Genomic DNA, 19,989 nt, shown 5'->3' with positions numbered 1-19,989 from the left:
TAAAATTGAGGAATAGCAGTTAGCTAATGTAATTCCAAATGTTTTTCTTGGCGCTCATTTCCATGAAAATGGCTTTCATTTTTTGGTGCTCGGGTTTGGCCATAGCCGCATCGTCTTTTAACAATTTTAGAGCATGTTCTCTAGCCAACATTAAAATAGCTCTATCTTTTACCAAATCAGCAATTTGCAAATTCAAAACACCACTTTGTTGTTTGCCCATAATATCACCCGGACCACGCAGTTTCAAATCAACTTCGGCTATTTCAAATCCGTCGTTGGTTTTACACATTGTTTCAATTCGGGTTTTGCTGTCGTTACCCAATTTAAATCCCGTCATTAAAATGCAATAACTTTGTTCGGCGCCACGACCTACCCTTCCGCGCAATTGATGCAATTGAGACAACCCAAATCGCTCGGTACTTTCAATCACCATCACACTCGCATTGGGTACATTCACCCCTACCTCAATCACGGTGGTTGCTACCATTATATTAGTTTTTCCGGAAACAAAACGTTGCATTTCGGCTTCTTTTTCGGCGGGTTTCATTTGACCGTGCACAATAGAAATACTGTATTGCGGTAACGGAAAATCTCTTGAAATACTCTCGTAACCGTCCATTAGATCTTTATAATCTTGGGTGGCACTTTCGTTTATTAATGGATAAACAATATACACTTGACGGCCTTTGGCGATTTCATCTTTAAGGAATTTCCATACTTTCAATCGGTTGGAGTCATAGCGATGCACCGTTTGAATGGCTTTTCTTCCCGGAGGCAATTCATCTATCACCGAAATATCCAAATCGCCATACAAACTCATTGCTAAGGTTCTCGGAATTGGTGTTGCCGTCATGACTAACACATGCGGGGGAATATCGTTTTTATGCCATAATTTAGAGCGTTGCTCCACACCAAATCGGTGTTGCTCATCAATAACGGCCAATCCCAAATTATGAAATTTTACTTTATCTTCCAGCAATGCATGTGTTCCGATAAGAATATCTAAAGTCCCGTTTTCTAGAGCTTCGTGAATAATTCTTCGCTCGGAAACCGGAGTTGATCCGGTAAGGAGTTTTATACTTATGTTTAAATCTTGGGCAAGTTCGGTCAAGCCGATAAAATGTTGGTTGGCTAAAATTTCGGTTGGTGCCATTAAGCAACTTTGAAACCCATTGTCTTTTGCCAAAAGCATGCACATCAAGGCCACAATCGTTTTGCCTGATCCCACATCGCCTTGCAGTAACCGATTCATTTGGGCATTGCTACCCATATCGTTTCGTATTTCTTTGATAACGCGTTTTTGGGCGTTGGTCAATTCAAATGGCAAATGATTGGAATAAAAATCGGTGAAATTAGTACCTACTTTATCAAATAAATGCCCTTTAATTTTATGTTTTCGGATGAGATTTTTGGTGATTAATTGCAACTGAATGAAAAACAATTCTTCAAATTTCAATCGGAATTGGGCTTTCGCCAAAAGGTCCTGACTTTTAGGGAAATGAATGTTAAACATGGCCTCATTTTTTGAAATGAGTTGCAACTGTTCCAGCAGATAATTGGGTAAGGTTTCAATAAACTGCCCTTTCACTTCCAGAAACAATTGCTGCATGGCCTTGTTGATAACCTTATTGGTAATGCCGCGCTGGGTTAATTTCTCGGTGCTTGGATACACCGGTTGCATGGCACTTCGCAAACTGGCTTTGTGCTCTTCCAGCAATTCCATTTCGGGATGCGCCATAGAAAATTGCCCGCCATAATTGGAGGTTTTTCCAAAAATCACATACACTTCATTCAGCTTCAAACTTTCCCGAATCCATTTGATCCCTTGAAACCAGGTGAGTTCCATTTGGGCGGTATCATCGGTATAGGTGGCTACCAATCGTTTTTGGTTTTTACCAAACTCCACCGTTTTAACATGTATTATTTTACCAACTACTTGAACTTCGGCAGTGGTATTTTGAAGTTCATTAATTTTATAATACCGCGTACGATCTATATAGCGATTGGGAAACAAATTCATCAAATCGCCATACTTATGGATATTGAGTTCCTTGCGCAGCAATTCTCCGCGCGAAGGTCCAATTCCTTTTAAGTATTCTATAGGAGTTAGAAGCAGCTGATTAGACATTGGTAATAACTAAGAAATTATCTAAAAGCGAAGATAAGTTTAATTACAGTAATTTCATAAAAAAAATCCCAAGCTTTCACTTGGGATTTTGTTGTTATTTACTCAAATACATTTTGCGTCGGGAGTACAATTCATAGAATTGGTCGTCTTTTAAATCCTCAATAAACAAGATGCTTTCGCCGGTTGATTTCATTTCGGGTCCTAGGGCTTTATTCACATTTTGGAACTTACTAAAAGAGAATACCGGTTGTTTAATTGCATATCCTTTTAAATGTGGATTGAATTTAAAATCGGTTACTTTCTTTTCACCCAACATTACTTTGGTAGCATAATTCACATACGGTTCACCGTAAGCTTTTGCAATAAACGGAACCGTTCTTGAAGCTCTTGGATTGGCTTCAATAATATAAACGATATCGTCTTTTATAGCAAACTGAATGTTTATTAAACCAACGGTACGCAAGGCCAATGCAATTTTCTTGGTGTGGTCTTTAATTTGTTGCATTACAAATTCACCCAAATTAAACGGTGGCAAGGTTGCATTAGAATCACCTGAGTGAATTCCGCACGGTTCAATGTGCTCCATAATTCCGATGATGTATACATTTTCACCGTCGCAAATTGCATCGGCTTCGGCTTCAATAGCACCATCTAAATAATGATCGAGCAATAATTTATTTCCAGGAATGCTCTTTAATAAATCAATTACATGCTCTTCTAATTCTTGCTTGTTGATTACAATTTTCATTCCTTGTCCACCCAATACATACGAAGGACGAACTAATAATGGAAAGTCTAAACTATCTGCTAATTTTGAAGCTTCGTCGGCACTTTCTGCAATTCCGAATTTTGGGAATGGAATATCCAATTCGGTTAACAATTCAGAAAAACGACCTCTGTCTTCAGCTAAATCTAGAGCATCGAATGAAGTTCCTAGAATTTTGATTCCGTATTTAGATAATTTTTCAGCCAATTTCAAAGCCGTTTGACCACCTAATTGCACAATCACCCCTTCTGGTTTTTCATGCTGAATGATGTCGTAAATGTGTTCCCAAAAAACAGGCTCGAAATACAATTTATCGGCCGTATCAAAATCGGTAGAAACTGTTTCTGGGTTGCAATTAATCATGATGGTTTCATAGCCACACTCTTTGGCAGCCAAAACTCCGTGAACACAGGAATAATCAAACTCAATTCCTTGCCCAATTCGGTTTGGTCCCGAACCTAAAACAACTACTTTCTTTTTATCGGTTACGATACTTTCATTGTGCACATATCGTTCTCCGTTAGGAGTTTGAATATCGGCTTCGAAAGTAGAGTAATAATAAGGCGTTTGCGCTTTAAATTCGGCCGCACAGGTATCAACCAATTTATAAACACGGTTTATGTTTTGATCGTGACGCAGTTTATAAACCTGACTTTCTAAACAACCCAACATGTGCGCTATTTGGCGATCGCCGTAGCCTTTTTGTTTGGCTTCTAGTAATAATTCTTTTGGTAACGAATCTAATTTGTAAGTTGAGATTTCTCTTTCTAACAAATACAATTCTTCGTATTGTTTCAAGAACCACATGTCGATTTTAGTGATTTCATGAATTCTACTCAACGGAATTCCCATTTGAATGGCATCATAAATCACAAAAACACGATCCCAACTTGCGTAGGTTAGTTTCTCTATAATTTGTTCGTAGTTTTTATATCCTTTTCCGTCTGCTCCTAGTCCGTTGCGTTTAATTTCTAGCGACTGGGTTGCTTTGTGTAAAGCTTCTTGAAACGAACGCCCAATTCCCATTACCTCTCCTACCGATTTCATTTGAAGACCTAAAGTTCGGTCGGCTCCTTCAAATTTATCGAAGTTCCAACGCGGAATTTTCACGATCACATAATCTAAAGTTGGCTCAAATAAAGCCGAAGTAGATTTTGTAATTTGATTTTGCAGTTCATCTAAATGATACCCCAAAGCCAATTTGGATGCAATTTTAGCAATTGGATAACCCGTTGCTTTAGATGCTAAAGCAGAAGAACGGGACACACGAGGGTTAATTTCGATGGCAACAATATCTTCTTTTTCATCTGGTGAAACGGCGAATTGCACGTTACAACCTCCAGCAAAGTTTCCGATGGAACGCATCATCAAAATCGCATAATCACGCATTTTTTGGAAGGTCGTATCCGATAATGTCATTGCTGGCGCTACCGTAATTGAATCTCCGGTGTGGATTCCCATAGGATCCATATTTTCAATAGAACAAATGATAACTACATTATCGTTTTTATCCCGCAAAAGTTCCAATTCGTATTCTTTCCAACCTAACAAAGCCTTATCAATTAAGACTTCGTGAATTGGCGACATTTCTAATCCGTAGGTTAGTTTTTCGTCAAATTCTTCTTTGGAATGCACGAAAGCGGCTCCAGTTCCACCAAGAGTAAAGGATGGACGAATAACTAATGGAAAACCAAATTCTTGTGCTATTTCTTTTCCTTGCAAGAAGGAAGTGGCTGTTTTTGCAGGTGCAGTAGGAACATTTATTCGTTCTAACAATTGCTTAAATTGTTCGCGGTCTTCGGTAATGTTGATGGCATTTACATCGACTCCAATTAATTTTACTCCAAAGTCTTTCCAAATTCCTTTTTCATCGGCTTCCAAGCAAAGATTTAAGGCTGTTTGGCCTCCCATAGTTGGAAGTACAGCATCAATTTGTGGGTGCTCTTTTAATATTTGAATTATCGATTTGGTTGTAAGTGGCAACAAATATATATGATCGGCCATGGATGGATCGGTCATTATGGTTGCTGGATTGGAATTGATTAAGATTACTTCTATTCCTTCTTCACGGATGGAACGAGCTGACTGAGAACCAGCGTAATCAAATTCGCATGCTTGCCCGATTACGATTGGACCTGAACCTATAATTAATACGGATTTTATAGCGTTGTCTTTTGGCATTGTAGTTTATTTGTAATTGTTGTGTTGTTATTTTTTCTTAGCCCCGATAGCAGTGAAAATACTTTTTAAATTTTTCTTTAAAATTAAAAAGATTGCAGCGGATAGCGGGAAATAGCTTCAAAAACTTATTAAATTTTATAAACAAGTTTAAAAAAAAGCCGCTACTAATAAAAGTAACGGCTTAATATTGATTAATTCTTAATCATTATTTTTTGTGTCTTGGTTCGCTAGAAACAGTCAATTTATGTCTTCCTTTAGCTCTACGACGAGCAAGGACTTTTCTTCCATTTGCAGAAGCCATTCTGTCCATAAATCCGTGTTTATTTCTTCTTTTTCTTTTCGATGGTTGAAACGTTCTTTTGCTCATTGCTTTTTATCTTTAATCGTATATTAATCTATTTGATAGGCTCTTTTAAAACCGAGTGCAAATATACAAAGGTTTTTATTACTTGCAAGTAGTTTTTTAAAAATATTTTAAAAACCTTTTATTACCTTTGTAACCTAAATTAAATAAATTATGTTTCACAAAAATATCAAATTGGTTCTTGCGGTACTTCTATTAACAACTTCGGTATGGCAATTCACAGAAAGCAACACAGGAAACGGGATTTTTCTTATCTTATTAACGATCGTTCCTGTTTTTCTATATTATAAAAACGAATACATTTTAATGGCTTTTTTGCAATTGCGTAAGCAAAATTTTGAAGGAGCTAATAAATGGTTGATGAAAATTAAGAACCCAGAAACGGCCTTAGTAAGAAAACAACAAGGATATTACAACTACCTTCAAGGGTTGATGTTGTCTCAAACCAACTTAATTCAAGCTGAAAAACACTTTAAAAAAGCAATTGAATTGGGATTAAGTATGGATATGGATTTGGCTGTTGCCAAATTAAACTTGGCTGGTGTGGCACTTTCTAGAAGAAGAAAACTAGAAGCAACCAACTTAATCAATGAGGTTAAAAAATTAGACAAGCAAGGAATGCTGAAAGATCAAATCAAGTTGATGAAAGATCAAATGAAGAAAATATAAATGAGTTGGAAGACGGAAGACAGAAGATGGAAGTTGGAAGATGGAAGATGGAAGAAATAAAAAAAGGGCTTTAAAGCCCTTTTTTTATTAATATCCCGAAGTTGGAATTTCAATCACATATTTCTTTTTGGTTGGGTTGGATAGTTTTTTATCACGCAACCAGGGATTGTGGATTTTAAGTATCTTATAATTAATTCCTTGTTTCTTAGCAAACACCGCCAAATCTGTTATGGAACTATCTACTTCAATGGTTTTAGTTGGAATGTTATCATACATTTCGTTTTTATCTACTTCGAAACCATATAATTCAGGGTGCTTCATGATTTCTTTTAAGGCCAATATTCGGAATACATACCTCGAAGTTTCATCGGTTAAAAGCAAATCATAATAATCGGTTACTTGTTGTTCAACTATTTTGGTATTTACGCCATTCATTCCTCCATTATAAGATGCTGCAGCTAAGGTCCAGTTTCCGAATTTTTGTTTGGCAGCAACCAAATATTTACAAGCCGCTTCGGTTGCTTTTTGCAAATGATAGCGCTCATCCACGCCTTCATTCACTTCCATCCCTTTTTCTTTAGCGGTATCGGGCATGAATTGCCAAACGCCTTTTGCTCCCGACGGAGAAACGGCATTGGTCAGCGCACTTTCAATAACTGCCAAATATTTAAAATCATCGGGCACGCCATATTGTTTTAAAATGGGTTCTATGATTGGAAAGGCTCTATTGGCGCGCTTCATTATTAATATCGTTGACGAATGTAAGTTGGCATTAACCAACAATTCTCTATCTAGTCGCTCTCGTACATCGGCAATTTGAAGCGGTGCTTTCTCTCCAGCAAAATCGATTGCTGTTGGAAAATATTGCGCCGTTCCTTCGTGTAACAATTTCTTTTTATCATCGTTTGAAAGTGCAAATACAAACAAAGCACTTGAAAACACAAGCAATAATAAAGCTCCGAAAATCGATTTCTTATTCATTTAATAATTATTAAGTAGGAAACAAAATTACAAAAAGGGAACCACAAATTAGATTTCTGGTTTTAAAATAATATCTGGTAAATATTGGTTAAACCATCTAAAACGGTTTAATATCATAATGTGTGTTCCGCCTTTTATTGGTATAAAAGAATTGATATTCTTGGCCGGAAAAACCTCATCCAAATCGCCATGAATATGAATTACCTTAGGATCCGGAACACTTCTCTCCCAACAAACCACTTGCTCGATAGCCCAATCTAAATATTCTTTATTTCGCAAGTGTAGGAATTTTTCATATAATTTCAACTTTTGATTGATCACATTTCCAAAAGAGTATTTGATTAATTTTTCCACATTGTTCAATAAACTTGTAGGAAGCAGCTTATAAGCTTTAGTCATTTTGGCAAATTTTATTCTTCGTGGCATTTCGTCTCGTGTCTTCACGCTTGAGATAATAATTAATTTTTTAAGGTTTAAAAAAGCTGCCATTTCTTGCACTAAAATTCCACCAAAAGAAACACCAACCAATACAGCATTTTCATGAACTACTTTTTCAGCCATTCGCTGAGCATAAGAAACTAGCGTTTCATCCTTTTTAGGTTGCACCCAATCCAATAGAATAACCTCGAAAGACTCACTTGGCAATACAATTCGTTCAAAAATTGAAGAACTTGCCGCCAAGCCAGGCATAAAATAAACTGGGATTTTTGTCATATTTTAACTTATTTCAGTGGTTTTATCCATTAATTATTCCGAAATTTGCCTAAAATTAATCAATTAAAATAGAATTGAATTTGAACTCAGAAATAATTTCAGAAAAAATGGATATTAAAGACAATACCTTCGCTCGTCAATTTGAGATTATGGTGGATGGAAAATTGCTTTCCCTAGAATATTCCTTTCAAGAAAAGAAAATTTTTCTGACGCGCATCAATCTTCCTGAGGGATTTTCTGATGAAGAATTAATTACCAATTTCTTGAAAAACGTTATGGATATTGCATACGAACGCAAACTAAAAGTGGTTCCTATTTTGCCGAAAATTGCGCTTTTCTTCAGAAAAAATCCAACTTACAAAGACTTATTACCTCCGGGTATCAAAATATAATTCGTTTAAAAATCCCAAATCTGAATTCCGAATGCCATTTGTATCCTTATAAATGGTGTTTGGAATTTTTTATTTAGTATTTTCTATATTTACAAAATGAATTTGGACGAACTCAATACTACCGTACTCTCTTTTTTTGAAACCATTGAGAAATATTATGGTTGCAAAACCGAAATCACCGAAGGATTACTAAGTGATCATCATGATTTAGATCCCGAATTTACTACATGGAACTTATCAAAATTTGATTTAATTCGTTCGGCTTATCGCAAAAAAGGCGGCCGTTTTATGCTGGAAGGTTCTAGTATGTATTATGAAATTTCGGGCGAAAGAATTGTAGAATTCAAGCAGCCTGGACGACACAAATATGAATTCGTTGAACAATACAGCGAGACTGTTTTTAGAATCACTAAGATTAAGTTTGACTCGAAGTATTAATTCAAGAAATCCATTCTCACGCTCCCGTCTTCATCAATATGCGTAAGTTTTACTTGATGCAATGTATTCACCAATTCAGGATTCCAAGGGGTTTTTACTTTCACGTAATTCTCTGTAAACCCGTGAATGTAGCCTTCTTTGTTTTCACCTTCAAATAAAACGGTTCTATTAGAGCCAATTTGAGTTTCATAAAAAGCACGACGTTTTTTTACAGATAATCCTCGTAACATTTTACTTCTTTTGGAACGCACATTCATAGGAACAACACCCTCCATTGCTGCAGCTTCGGTATTATCTCTTTCAGAATAAGTAAAAACATGCAAATACGAAATCTCTAAATCATTCAAAAAATGATACGTTTCAAGAAAATCTTCATCGGTTTCACCAGGAAAACCAACAATAACATCCACACCAATACAAGCATGAGGCATTACTTCTCTTATCTTTGAAACACGCTCTGTATATACCTCTCTTTGATAACGGCGTTTCATTTTCTTAAGAATTTCATTGCTTCCAGATTGCAACGGAATATGAAAATGAGGCACAAAAGTGCGACTTTTAGAAACAAAATCTATGGTTTCATTTTTAAGTAAATTAGGTTCGATAGAGGAAATTCGCAAGCGCTCAATTCCTTCTACTTCATCCAATGCTTTTACTAAATCTAGAAAAGTATGTTCGTGTTTTTTATTTCCGAATTCGCCTTTACCATAATCACCAATATTCACTCCGGTAAGCACAATTTCTTTTATTCCTTGTTGGGAAATCTCCGAAGCATTTTTCAAAACATTCTCTAAAGCATCACTTCTAGAAATCCCTCTTGCCAATGGAATCGTGCAATAGGTACATTTATAATCACAACCGTCTTGCACTTTTAAGAAAGCACGAGTTCGATCGCCAATTGAATAACTGCCAACATAAAAATCGGCTTCTTCAATTTCACAAGAATGTACTTCTCCAATATCATTTTTGGCTAAGTCATTAATATAATCGGTGATTTTAAATTTTTCGGTAGCACCAAGAACCAAGTCTACGCCATCCACAGCAACCAACTCCTCGGGTTTTAATTGCGCGTAGCAACCCACCGCAGCGATAAAGGCTTTGTCATTAAGTTTTGTGGCTTTTTTTACAATTTGTTTAAATTGTTTATCTGCATTTTCGGTTACTGAGCAGGTATTTATTACATAAATATCGGCAACTTCTTCAAATTCAACGCGGTCAAATCCTTCGTTTTGAAAATTTCTCGCAATGGTAGATGTTTCGGAGAAATTAAGTTTACACCCAAGGGTATAGAATGCTACTTTTTTTTTGTTTTCCATAGATAAACTCAATTAATGAAATCGTTGTCAAAAAATTGAGAGGGCAAATATAATTTAATTTGAAGATTATTCAATTTGAAGATTTGAAAATATTCGTATATCAAATCAATTTTATTCTTTTCTATACTTTTTTGTTTCTTCAAAAACTACTTCTAATATTTTAGCATCTACTTCTGTAAATTCTACATTTCGGCGAGCCATAACAATTTTAGCTGTTTGAAACACCTTATTTGTTTGATATGTTGTAAATCCGGAAGCCCCGCCCCAAGAATAACTAGGAACAAAATTTCGGGGAAACCCAGAGCCAAAAATATTAGCACTTACGCCAACCACAGTTCCGGTGTTGAACATGGTGTTGATTCCGCATTTACTGTGATCTCCCATCATTAATCCGCAAAATTGAAGTCCGGTTTGAGCAAAATTCTCCGTTTCGTAACTCCACAATTTAACCGGTTCGTAATTGTTTTTAAGGTTGGAATTGTTGCTATCTGCACCAATATTACACCATTCGCCTAAAACCGAATTTCCTAAAAATCCATCGTGCCCTTTATTGGAATATCCAAAAAGAACTGAATTATTCACTTCGCCTCCAATTACAGAATGCGGGCCAACAGTAGTTGCACCATAAACTTTAGTTGCTAATTTCACTCTTCCTGATTCACATAAAGCAAAGGGCCCTCTAATTACCGAACCTTCCATTATTTCGGAATTGGCACCAATATAAATAGGGCCTGTAGCAGCATTTAAAGTAACAAATTCTAGTTTGGCGCCTTCTTCAATAAAAATATTTTCAGGAGCAATAACATTCACCGATTTTGGAATGGGTTGCGATTTTCTATCTGCGGTAAGCAATTCAAAATCTTCGCGTAAAGCGGCATCATTTTTTGAAAAAATATCCCAAGTATGCTCCACAGTTAAACCAGCTTCTTCGTGTTCGATGATTTCGTAGGTATCAAAATCAACTTCTTCTTGTGTTTCGGTTGTATAAAAAGCAATTACGGTTTCACCAGCAAAAATCGCTTGATTAACTTGAAGACTTTTTATTTTTTCGACTAATGAAGCAGTAGGTAAAAAAGAAGCATTAATCATTACATTGTTTTCCATCTCTACCATAGGAAACTTTTCCGAAAGATATTCTTCGGTAACTGTAGTGGTGGTATATCCCAAATATTTTTCCCACTTTTCTCTAATGGTTAAAATACCTATTCGAATATCGGCAACGGGTCTGGTAAATGTAAAAGGCAAAAGTGCCTCCCTAACAGTTCCGTCAAAAAGTATGTAATTCATGGTAGCAGATTAAAATTTCATGAGTTTAAATTCTGTAATTCAAAATAAACTCAGTTCAAAAGTACGAACTTTTAATAAATAAAAAAACCTCCCATAAAATGGAAGGTCTTAATAAAATTTGAACACTTAAAAAACTATTTTGCTTTTTTAGCGTATTTGCTGTTGAATTTATCAATACGTCCTGCAGTATCGATAAGTTTAGATTTACCTGTGTAAAATGGGTGAGATGTTCTAGAGATCTCCATTTTAAAAACTGGATATTCAACTCCTTCGTGAGTGATAGTTTCTTTAGTTTCTACTGTTGATTTAGTGATAAAAACATCTTCGTTTGACATGTCTTTAAAAGCAACTAATCTGTAATTTTCTGGGTGAACTCCTTTTTTCATTTTGTAAATCTTTATTGGTTATGAAGTAGTTTATTCTGAAGCTTTTATTTAAAAGGTGTGAATTCGCTACGACTTTTATTATTCTATTTTTAATATTTAAGAGTGCAAAAGTACAATTATTTTTTAATTATCCAACGATTGAACTACTTTTTTTATTTGAAATATATAATATGCCATAAAAATGGAATTACTATATTTGTGGAATAAATTTTACCAAAATATATAATTTGCATTTACACTAATAAATTATTACTAACTAATTCATTTAATAACCAAATTACAAAGTAATAATCATGAATGAAAATAATAAAAAAATAACTAATAAATCAAATGAAATGGATAATTCAAAATCAGAAATAAACAATGAAAATTCAATTGAATTAAACAAAACTAAATCAAATGATATTATAGGATATCTATTTGGTCTTGGTATATTTTTTTCAGGTTTTTTTCCCTGGATTAATGGATATTCATACACCTCTATAGGGAGCAATGCTACTGCATCCCTAAATATTGGATTAGCATATAGCATCCCTTTAAGCTTAGGAGCTCTTTACTTAATATATAATAAAAAAATAGAAAAATTAAAAATTTACTATGGAATCTTAATTGCGCTTATTTCTTTATTTTTAATTTTCTCATACAAAAGTAAATATAGTGCATCAGTTGGAGAAATTTCTGCATCTGCAGGAACTAGCGCAGGGAATGGAGTATATATTATGTTAATAATGGGGCTTCTATATTCCATGTCAAATTTTATTAAATTTAATAGAATAAATGAAATAGTAAAAAAGAACGGAATTACTTTTGGAATAATTAGTGGTATGATTTCACTTCTAATTACTACCCTTATTTACACTTTTAATATTGAATTATTTATATCATTTTGGACAGGATTTATCAGCATATTGATTTACATTGTAATTAGTATCATTCTATTATTAAAAACAAAAAAAGAACTAAACAATGTATTTCCTTTTAAACAGGCATTTACAACTTATTTCATTTCTGCCCTAATTGGGATAGCAATTTCTATGATTTTCAATATTATTTTATTCAACTTTATAGATCCTGCTGCGAAAGAAACTATTAAAGAACTTTCTTTAAAATATGCTGTTGAAATGATGAGAAAATTCAACACACCAGAAGATGCAATGAGTAAAGCAATCGCAGATTTACAAGCTAACGATCAATTTTCAATAGGCCAATTAGTTAAAGGTTCTATATTTAGTATCGCTTTTAGCGCAGTATATGGCTTAATAATTGCTGCTATTTTCAAATCAAAAACAACTTACGAACAATAGTGAATTTATCCATAATAATCCCCTTATTAAACGAGCAAGAATCGTTACCTGAATTACATTCTTGGATTGTAAAAGTCATGCAAGCCAACCAGTATTCTTATGAAGTAATTTTCATTGATGATGGCAGCACCGATGTTTCTTGGCAAGTTGTTGAGGAACTTAATGCGAAGGATTCTAATGTCAAAGGAATTCGTTTTTTAAGAAACTACGGAAAATCGCAAGCGTTACATGCCGGCTTTAATAAAGCACAAGGTGATGTTGTTATCACTATGGATGCCGATTTACAAGACAGCCCCGATGAAATTCCGGAGCTTTACAATATGGTAATGAACGATAAATTTGACTTGGTTTCAGGTTGGAAAAAGAAGCGTTACGATCATGTAGTGACCAAAAACTTACCCTCTAAATTATTTAATTGGGCTGCCAGAAAAACTTCTGGAGTTTATTTAAATGATTTCAACTGCGGATTAAAAGCCTACAAAAACGTTGTGATTAAAAACATCGAAGTTTCAGGTGAAATGCACCGCTATATTCCGGTATTAGCAAAAAATGCAGGGTTTAGTAAGATTGGAGAAAAAGTGGTAATCCACCAAGCACGAAAATACGGAGAATCAAAATTTGGCATGAGTCGATTTATTAATGGTTTTTTAGATTTAATTACTATTTGGTTTTTAACCCGCTACGGAAAAAGACCAATGCACTTCTTTGGAGCAGCTGGAGTATTGATGTTTCTAATCGGATTACTTTCTACCGCTTCCATAATAATTATCAAATTAACCAAACTGTTTGTATTTCATGAGCCAACGATTTTAGTAGCTCAAAATCCGTTGTTTTATATTGCTCTAACTTCTATGATTATTGGATCACAATTATTTCTTGCCGGATTCTTAGGTGAAATAATACTACGAACAAAAAACAACGAGGAACGATATAAAATTGCTACTGAAGTAAATTTATAAAATCAATTCGAATATAAAATTCTATTAAAGTTATTCATAAATGCAAATAGATCAAGATATATTAAACAAAGTAAACGAATGGCTGACTCCGGTATTTGACCGGGAAACTCAAACTGCTATTCGCGAAATGATGGCTTCTTCGCCAAAAGATTTAGAAGAAAGTTTTTACAAAAATTTAGAATTTGGAACTGGCGGAATGCGCGGAATAATGGGTGCCGGAACCAACAGAATTAATAAATATACCCTAGGAAAAAACACACAGGGAATATCCGATTACCTTAAAACAGCATTTCCTGAAGAAGAATTAAAAGTCGTGATTGCATACGATTGCCGTCACAACAGTGATACATTAGCAAAAACAGTTGCTGATGTTTTTTCGGCAAATGGAATTAAGGTGTATTTATTTTCCGACTTACGCCCTACTCCCGAGTTATCTTTTGCTTTAAAATATTTAAAATGCCACGCAGGAATAGTATTGACAGCTTCGCATAATCCTCCTGAATACAACGGATATAAAGTGTATTGGCAAGATGGTGGGCAATTAGTTCCACCTCAAGATGCAGAAATTATCCAAGTAATAGAAGCGCTTCCTTACGATCAAATAAAATTTGATGCTAATGAAGATTTAATCAAATATATCGACACAGAGGTTGACGAAGCATTTATTAAATCAACTATAGAAAATGCTAGTTTTAATACTCCGGCTTCTGCAAAAGATAATTTAAAAATTATTTATACTTCACTTCACGGAACCTCAATTAAATCGATTCCTGGTGTTTTAACAAAAGCAGGATATACCAATTTACATATTGTTGCAGAACAAGAAGTACCAAACGGAGATTTTCCAACAGTAAAATCACCTAATCCCGAAGAACCAGAAGCCCTAAGTATGGCATTAGCACTTGCTGAAAAAGTGAATGGAGATATTGTGGTAGGTACCGATCCCGATTCAGATCGATTGGGTGTGGCAGTTAGAGATACCAATGGCAAAATGATTTTGCTAAACGGAAATCAAACCATGGTTATCATGACGGCCTATTTATTAGAACAATGGAAACGAGCTGGAAAAATTAATGGAAAGCAATTTATTGGTTCTACCATAGTTTCTACTCCAATGATTATGGAGCTTGGTGCTGCTTATGGGGTTGAATGTAAAGTGGGATTAACCGGGTTTAAATGGATTGCAAAATTCATTAAAGATTTTCCTGAATTGCAATTTATTGGCGGTGGTGAAGAAAGTTTTGGGTTTATGGTTGGTGACGCCGTTCGTGATAAAGATGCAGTTGCAGCCACTTTATTAGTTTGCGAAATTGCAGCTCAAGCCAAAGCCGCTGGAAGTTCTTTATATCAAGAATTAATAAACTTATATGTAGATTACGGTTTTTATAAAGAACATTTAATTTCGTTAACCAAAAAAGGAATTTCGGGGTTAGAAGAAATTAAACAAATGATGGTTAACCTAAGAGAAAATCCAGTTTCTGAAATAAACGGACAACGTGTGGTTTGCATTGAAGATTACCAAAATTCGACTGCCAAAAACATGTTTACTGGAGAAATTGAAACAATTGCTATCCCTAAATCGGATGTGTTGATTTATTATTTAGAAGATGGATCAAAAATATGTGCGCGTCCAAGTGGAACGGAACCAAAAATAAAATTTTATTTTAGTGTAAATGCACCTTTGGATAAAATTGAAAATGCAACAACAGTTGAAAAAGAATTAGACGAAAAAATTAAAAATATTATTGCTTCAATGCAGTTAAACTAATGGACGAAAATCTTAAAAAAATATTTCCTTTTATAAAACCTTATAAATTTCATGTCGTTTGGAATGTAATTTATAACATATTATATGCACTTTTCAGTACCCTGTCATTCATTGCTTTAATACCAATGATGCAAGTATTATTTGACAATGCTGAAAAGGTTACTGAAAAACCAGTATATACTTCTATTTGGGAAATAACAAAATTTGGAAAAGAATACCTTTATTATTACATCACGGAATTACAAAATAATTACGGTCCACAATATGCACTTTTACTAGTTATTGTATTGATAATCATTACTTTTTTACTAAAAAACTTGTTTAATTATCTAGCATCCAATCATTTAATGCACCTGAAAAATGGGGTTTTAAAAGATTTAAGAAACAAGATGTATAACAAAATCATTGATTTACCAATATCTTTTTATTCCGAGAAAAGAAAAGGAGATATTATGGCGCGAATGCTTGGAGATGTTGGTGAAGTACAAAATTCCTTTTTTGCTATTTTAGAATTGGTTGTTAAAGAACCTATGACCATTATTTTTACGATTGCTGCAATGTTTGCAATAAGTGTAAAACTTACCCTATTTGTTTTCATCTTCATTCCAATTTCTGGTTATATCATTTCATTAATTGGAAAATCATTAAAATCAAAATCACAAAATATCCAATCTGAAGCTGGTTATTTAATTTCCATTGTAGAAGAAAGTCTTTCTGGATTAAAAGTGGTTAAAAGTTATAATGCAGAAAGCAGTTTCAAGAAAAAATTCTATGATTCGGTTGAACGGTTATTAAAATTATCCAATAGCATTGGACGAAAAAATAACTTAGCTTCTCCATTTAGTGAATTTATGGGAATAATTGTAATTGCGGTTTTACTTTGGTTTGGGGGAAACATGGTACTTGTAGATAAATTACCAAATGGAAAAGCGGTTCTTGAAGGAGCACAATTTTTAGCCTACATGGGATTAGCTTACAACATTTTAACTCCGGCGAAAGCAATTTCAAAAGCCACTTATGCTGTAAAAAGTGGAATGGCAGCTGCACAGCGTGTATTTGAAGTATTAGAAGTTGAAAATGCAATTACAGACAAACCAAATGCATTAGTTAAAGAAACTTTTGATAAAGAAATTTCAATTGAAAATATTAACTTTAAATATGAAGAGGAGAATGTATTAAAGAATTTTTCTTTACAAGTTCCTAAAGGTAAAACGGTGGCTTTAGTGGGGCAATCGGGAAGCGGAAAAAGTACGATTGCTAATCTACTAACGCGTTTTTATGATGTGCAAGAAGGATCAATAAAAATTGATGACACTAATATTAAAGACATGACAATGAATTCACTTCGTCATCTGTTAGGATTAGTGACTCAAGATTCGATTCTTTTTAATGACACTATAAAAAGTAACATTCTTATTGGTAAACTTGATGCAACCGATGAGGAAATTATTGAAGCATTAAAAGTTGCCAATGCATATGAATTTGTAAACGATTTACCAAACGGAATATACACAAACATAGGTGACGCTGGAAACAAACTTTCGGGTGGACAAAAACAACGATTGAACATTGCTCGTGCCGTAATGAAAAATCCTCCAATTATGATTTTGGATGAGGCTACTTCTGCATTAGATACAGAAAGTGAAAAATTTGTTCAGGTAGCATTAGAAAATATGATGCAAAACAGAACTTCAATTGTTATTGCACACCGTCTTTCTACAATTCAAAAAGCGGATAAAATTGTGGTGATGCATCGCGGCGAAATCGTAGAGCAAGGTACTCATGACGAACTTTTAGAGCTAAACGGAACCTATTCTAAATTGGTATTGATGCAAAGTTTTGAATAAACAATTATTTATTACAATCTCGCAGTCAATTTAATATTAAATACTCGTGTGGTCATGTAATTCGGAATTCCGTATTGATTTTTAGTATAAGCATCACGAACCCAAGTATTGGTAATTGCATTTTGGTTATTGAACATATTATAAATTTCAAAACCTAATGACAAATCGTTAAATTTCTTTAACCAATGACCTTCGGGACGTTCGTTATTTTTTTCGGTAAACAAATACGAGAATCCTACATCAACACGACGGTAATCTCGCAAACGACTTTGGTATTCATAGGCATCAGCATACGAAGGAGATCCACCAGGTAATCCTGTATTGTATGTTAAATTCAAATACAATTTTACATTCGGAATATTTGGCATATAATCCTGAAATAAGATTCCGAATTTCAATCGTTGATCCGTTGGTCTTGCAATATAACCTCTGCCATCTTGATTTTCTTCGGTTTTCATGTATCCAAAACTAAACCATGATTCAGTTCCAGGTACAAATTCACCATTCAATCTACAATCAAACCCATAAGCATAAGCAACCGCATCATTATTAGCACGGTAACGAATTCTAACATTTTCTATCGAATAAGTATTTACATCACTCATTGTTTTATAATAGGCCTCGCTAACCAACTTAAATGGACGATTCCACATTTTAAAGTTGTAATCGTTGCTCAATACAAAATGTATGGATTGTTGTGCTTTTACATTAGGATTCACTGTTCCAAATTGATCACGCAATTCTCTATAAAATGGTGGTTGGTAGTAAAAACCAGTTGAGAATCTAAAAATCATATCTTTTTCCCAATCCGGTTTAAAAGAAATTTGAGCTCTTGGACTAACTACTGTTTGACTTTTAGCATCGGTAGCCACATCACCAGAAACCATCCAATTTTGAGCTCTAACTCCGGCATTTACCCATATTTGATTGTCTCCAAGAGTGGTTTTTGTACTCCATTGGGCATAACCTGAAAATCTATTAATGTTAACAAAATTTAGCTCACGCACATTTTGAAATGGTACTAAAGGTCCTGTATATGCAGGTGAATACGGATCATCTCTTGGCGGCACACTTGGTGGGTTCACATTAAAACCAGCATCATTTACTACTTCCCATTCTACAATTCGGTCACGAATACTTTCATGCGTAAATTTCAAACCCCACTCCACTTGATGGCTATTTTTCAAATTGTGATTTCCTTTAATCTCACCATTAAAAATTAGTGCATCCAAATCATTTCTTGCATGATTTAATTGTGTTCCAATAGCTCTATTATAGGTAACTCCTCCAAAAGTTTCTGATCCAATGTTTGTATCCACTTCTCCTAAGAAATAAGCAGCATCAATATCAAAATATTCTTGTTCTTGAGTGTGATAAGCAGAAGCAATTAACTTATAAGTACTTCTTTCAGATGCAATATAATTCGTTTTAAATGCACCAAATAAGGTTTGATATTGGTCCTTTTCTTGTCCTTCATAAAAAACTTGAAGGGCAATTGGATTATTCAAAGTGCCAAAATTTGTTTGTCGTGTTAAAGGTTGGTAGTTGTATTTATTTCTTGAAATATTTCCTAGAAAACTAAACTGAACTTTTTTATTCAAATTGAAATTTACATTCGATTGAATGTCCGCAAATGTTGGTCTGTAATTGGTTTGTGTTTCTTGGCTGTTAACTAAAAGGGAGTTATCACGATAACGAACACCAGTTATGGCGCTCCATTTTTTATTTTTAGAAATTCCCTCAAAAGAAATATTTCCTCCAAGCATACTCGCCTCAATTGAAGCACCAAACTTGGTTGGCTTTCTGTATGTTATATCCAAAACCGAAGACATTTTATCTCCATATTTTGACTGAAAACCTCCAGCAGAAAAATCAATATTCTGAATTAAATCGGTGTTGGTAAAACTCAATCCTTCTTGTTGCCCTGAACGAACTAAAAACGGACGGTATATTTCAATTTCATTTACATAAACTAAATTCTCATCGTAGTTTCCGCCTCGAACTGAATATTGCGAACTTAATTCGGTGTTGGAAGTTACACCCTGCAAAGTTTTGATTATCCCTTCTACTCCACCGGATAAACTAGGAACTTTTTTAACTACGTCGGTGTCAATACTTACAATTCCCTGTACTCTTTTTCGTTTACTTGTAATTACAACATCTTCTAATTGTTCGTTTTTAGAACTCATTATCGGATTGTAATCTAAAACTTCTTTTGGTTTTAATTCGAATGTTGCAGTGATACTTTTTAAAGAAATATGGGTGTAAACCAAAACGACTTTTTGGTTGGAAGGAATTTCAATTACATAAAAACCATTAGTATTTGTAACTGATGATTTGCTTTTATAGCTCACATTTACGCCTACAACTGGTTTATTATTTTCATCAATAACTATACCGGTTACTTTTGCATTTTGCGCGAAAATGAAGGTGCTAATTAGAAAAAAAAGTAGCGATAAAACTTTATTTCTTGTTTTCAAATGGATCGT

Annotated in this window: 16 protein-coding genes; 7 read left to right on the top strand and 9 right to left on the bottom strand. The window is 34.3% G+C overall.

The genetic code is table 11. From position 1 onward, the window contains the following. Positions 1 to 19 precede the first annotated feature (19 nt). The 3 genes from recG to rpmH all read right to left on the bottom strand — a co-directional run bounded on the left by recG (position 20) and on the right by rpmH (position 5,442). Positions 20 to 2,128, bottom strand: a complete 2,109-nt coding sequence (gene recG / locus ABWO08_RS05975) for an ATP-dependent DNA helicase RecG (protein ID WP_353084289.1) — start codon at positions 2,126 to 2,128, stop codon at positions 20 to 22. Positions 2,129 to 2,222: 94 nt separating this feature from the next. Next, complete coding sequence (gene carB, locus ABWO08_RS05970) at positions 2,223 to 5,075, bottom strand: carbamoyl-phosphate synthase large subunit (RefSeq protein ID WP_353084288.1); 2,853 nt, start codon at positions 5,073 to 5,075, stop codon at positions 2,223 to 2,225. A 205-nt stretch (positions 5,076 to 5,280) separates the two neighbouring features. Next, positions 5,281 to 5,442 carry a 50S ribosomal protein L34 gene (rpmH, locus tag ABWO08_RS05965; protein ID WP_008464848.1) on the bottom strand — a complete coding sequence of 54 codons (162 nt, stop codon included), beginning with the start codon at positions 5,440 to 5,442 and terminating at the stop codon, positions 5,281 to 5,283. Between the two features lie 150 nt (positions 5,443 to 5,592). Here rpmH and ABWO08_RS05960 point away from each other — a divergent pair, with 150 nt between their 5' ends. Next, positions 5,593 to 6,108, top strand: a complete 516-nt coding sequence (locus ABWO08_RS05960) for a DUF2892 domain-containing protein (protein WP_353084284.1) — start codon at positions 5,593 to 5,595, stop codon at positions 6,106 to 6,108. An 87-nt stretch (positions 6,109 to 6,195) separates the two neighbouring features. Here ABWO08_RS05960 and ABWO08_RS05955 read toward each other — a convergent pair whose 3' ends face one another. After that, on the bottom strand, positions 6,196 to 7,089 hold the full coding sequence (locus tag ABWO08_RS05955; RefSeq protein ID WP_353084282.1) for a lytic transglycosylase domain-containing protein: 894 nt from the start codon (positions 7,087 to 7,089) through the stop codon (positions 6,196 to 6,198). Positions 7,090 to 7,137: 48 nt separating this feature from the next. Then, positions 7,138 to 7,803: an alpha/beta hydrolase gene (locus ABWO08_RS05950; RefSeq protein WP_353084280.1), complete on the bottom strand. Its 666-nt coding sequence runs from the start codon at positions 7,801 to 7,803 to the stop codon at positions 7,138 to 7,140. Between the two features lie 107 nt (positions 7,804 to 7,910). Between ABWO08_RS05950 and ABWO08_RS05945 the strand changes: the two genes are divergently transcribed. After that, the gene (locus ABWO08_RS05945; protein ID WP_353084347.1) at positions 7,911 to 8,195 is read left to right on the top strand and encodes a GNAT family N-acetyltransferase; all 285 of its coding nucleotides are present in this window, start codon (positions 7,911 to 7,913) and stop codon (positions 8,193 to 8,195) included. Between the two features lie 96 nt (positions 8,196 to 8,291). Then, positions 8,292 to 8,633, top strand: a complete 342-nt coding sequence (locus ABWO08_RS05940) for a hypothetical protein (protein WP_353084278.1) — start codon at positions 8,292 to 8,294, stop codon at positions 8,631 to 8,633. On the opposite strand, the gene mtaB is transcribed toward ABWO08_RS05940, so the two are convergent. The 3 genes from mtaB to ABWO08_RS05925 all read right to left on the bottom strand — a co-directional run bounded on the left by mtaB (position 8,630) and on the right by ABWO08_RS05925 (position 11,622). Next, complete coding sequence (gene mtaB / locus ABWO08_RS05935; RefSeq protein WP_353084277.1) at positions 8,630 to 9,949, bottom strand: tRNA (N(6)-L-threonylcarbamoyladenosine(37)-C(2))-methylthiotransferase MtaB; 1,320 nt, start codon at positions 9,947 to 9,949, stop codon at positions 8,630 to 8,632. The genes ABWO08_RS05940 and mtaB overlap by 4 nt on opposite strands. 111 nt (positions 9,950 to 10,060) lie before the next feature. Then, a complete protein-coding gene (locus ABWO08_RS05930; RefSeq protein ID WP_353084275.1) occupies positions 10,061 to 11,236 on the bottom strand; it encodes a GlmU family protein in 1,176 nt (391 codons plus the stop codon). 134 nt (positions 11,237 to 11,370) lie between these two features. Further along, the gene (locus ABWO08_RS05925; protein WP_353084273.1) at positions 11,371 to 11,622 is read right to left on the bottom strand and encodes a type B 50S ribosomal protein L31; all 252 of its coding nucleotides are present in this window, start codon (positions 11,620 to 11,622) and stop codon (positions 11,371 to 11,373) included. 293 nt (positions 11,623 to 11,915) lie between these two features. On the opposite strand from ABWO08_RS05925, the gene ABWO08_RS05920 reads away from it, so the two are divergent. From ABWO08_RS05920 to ABWO08_RS05905, 4 genes are read left to right on the top strand one after another with little or no spacing between them, the layout of a single operon-like run. After that, positions 11,916 to 12,926, top strand: a complete 1,011-nt coding sequence (locus ABWO08_RS05920) for a DUF4199 domain-containing protein (RefSeq protein WP_353084271.1) — start codon at positions 11,916 to 11,918, stop codon at positions 12,924 to 12,926. After that, positions 12,926 to 13,885: a glycosyltransferase family 2 protein gene (locus ABWO08_RS05915; protein ID WP_353084269.1), complete on the top strand. Its 960-nt coding sequence runs from the start codon at positions 12,926 to 12,928 to the stop codon at positions 13,883 to 13,885. The genes ABWO08_RS05920 and ABWO08_RS05915 overlap by 1 nt, the downstream gene beginning before the upstream one ends. 40 nt (positions 13,886 to 13,925) lie before the next feature. Further along, positions 13,926 to 15,653: a phospho-sugar mutase gene (locus ABWO08_RS05910; RefSeq protein ID WP_353084267.1), complete on the top strand. Its 1,728-nt coding sequence runs from the start codon at positions 13,926 to 13,928 to the stop codon at positions 15,651 to 15,653. Further along, the gene (locus tag ABWO08_RS05905) at positions 15,653 to 17,500 is read left to right on the top strand and encodes an ABC transporter ATP-binding protein (protein WP_353084265.1); all 1,848 of its coding nucleotides are present in this window, start codon (positions 15,653 to 15,655) and stop codon (positions 17,498 to 17,500) included. Before ABWO08_RS05910 ends, ABWO08_RS05905 begins: the two co-directional genes overlap by 1 nt. Positions 17,501 to 17,511: 11 nt before the next feature. Here ABWO08_RS05905 and ABWO08_RS05900 read toward each other — a convergent pair whose 3' ends face one another. Further along, a complete protein-coding gene (locus tag ABWO08_RS05900) occupies positions 17,512 to 19,980 on the bottom strand; it encodes a TonB-dependent receptor (protein WP_353084263.1) in 2,469 nt (822 codons plus the stop codon). Positions 19,981 to 19,989 lie beyond the last annotated feature (9 nt).

Source organism: Flavobacterium sp. (genome assembly GCF_040383245.1).
Taxonomy (GTDB): Bacteria; Bacteroidota; Bacteroidia; order Flavobacteriales; family Flavobacteriaceae; genus Flavobacterium.
This window is presented reverse-complemented; position numbering and strand designations above follow the sequence as displayed.

What these genes read in the sequence shown, in the direction of transcription:
- recG (WP_353084289.1), bottom strand. Translation starts at nt 2,128, where the DNA reads ATGTCTAATCAGCTGCTTCTAACTCCTATAGAATACTTAAAAGGAATT.
- carB (WP_353084288.1), bottom strand. Translation starts at nt 5,075, where the DNA reads ATGCCAAAAGACAACGCTATAAAATCCGTATTAATTATAGGTTCAGGT.
- rpmH (WP_008464848.1), bottom strand. Translation starts at nt 5,442, where the DNA reads ATGAGCAAAAGAACGTTTCAACCATCGAAAAGAAAAAGAAGAAATAAA.
- ABWO08_RS05960 (WP_353084284.1), top strand. Translation starts at nt 5,593, where the DNA reads ATGTTTCACAAAAATATCAAATTGGTTCTTGCGGTACTTCTATTAACA.
- ABWO08_RS05955 (WP_353084282.1), bottom strand. Translation starts at nt 7,089, where the DNA reads ATGAATAAGAAATCGATTTTCGGAGCTTTATTATTGCTTGTGTTTTCA.
- ABWO08_RS05950 (WP_353084280.1), bottom strand. Translation starts at nt 7,803, where the DNA reads ATGACAAAAATCCCAGTTTATTTTATGCCTGGCTTGGCGGCAAGTTCT.
- ABWO08_RS05945 (WP_353084347.1), top strand. Translation starts at nt 7,911, where the DNA reads ATGGATATTAAAGACAATACCTTCGCTCGTCAATTTGAGATTATGGTG.
- ABWO08_RS05940 (WP_353084278.1), top strand. Translation starts at nt 8,292, where the DNA reads ATGAATTTGGACGAACTCAATACTACCGTACTCTCTTTTTTTGAAACC.
- mtaB (WP_353084277.1), bottom strand. Translation starts at nt 9,949, where the DNA reads ATGGAAAACAAAAAAAAAGTAGCATTCTATACCCTTGGGTGTAAACTT.
- ABWO08_RS05930 (WP_353084275.1), bottom strand. Translation starts at nt 11,236, where the DNA reads ATGAATTACATACTTTTTGACGGAACTGTTAGGGAGGCACTTTTGCCT.
- ABWO08_RS05925 (WP_353084273.1), bottom strand. Translation starts at nt 11,622, where the DNA reads ATGAAAAAAGGAGTTCACCCAGAAAATTACAGATTAGTTGCTTTTAAA.
- ABWO08_RS05920 (WP_353084271.1), top strand. Translation starts at nt 11,916, where the DNA reads ATGAATGAAAATAATAAAAAAATAACTAATAAATCAAATGAAATGGAT.
- ABWO08_RS05910 (WP_353084267.1), top strand. Translation starts at nt 13,926, where the DNA reads ATGCAAATAGATCAAGATATATTAAACAAAGTAAACGAATGGCTGACT.
- ABWO08_RS05905 (WP_353084265.1), top strand. Translation starts at nt 15,653, where the DNA reads ATGGACGAAAATCTTAAAAAAATATTTCCTTTTATAAAACCTTATAAA.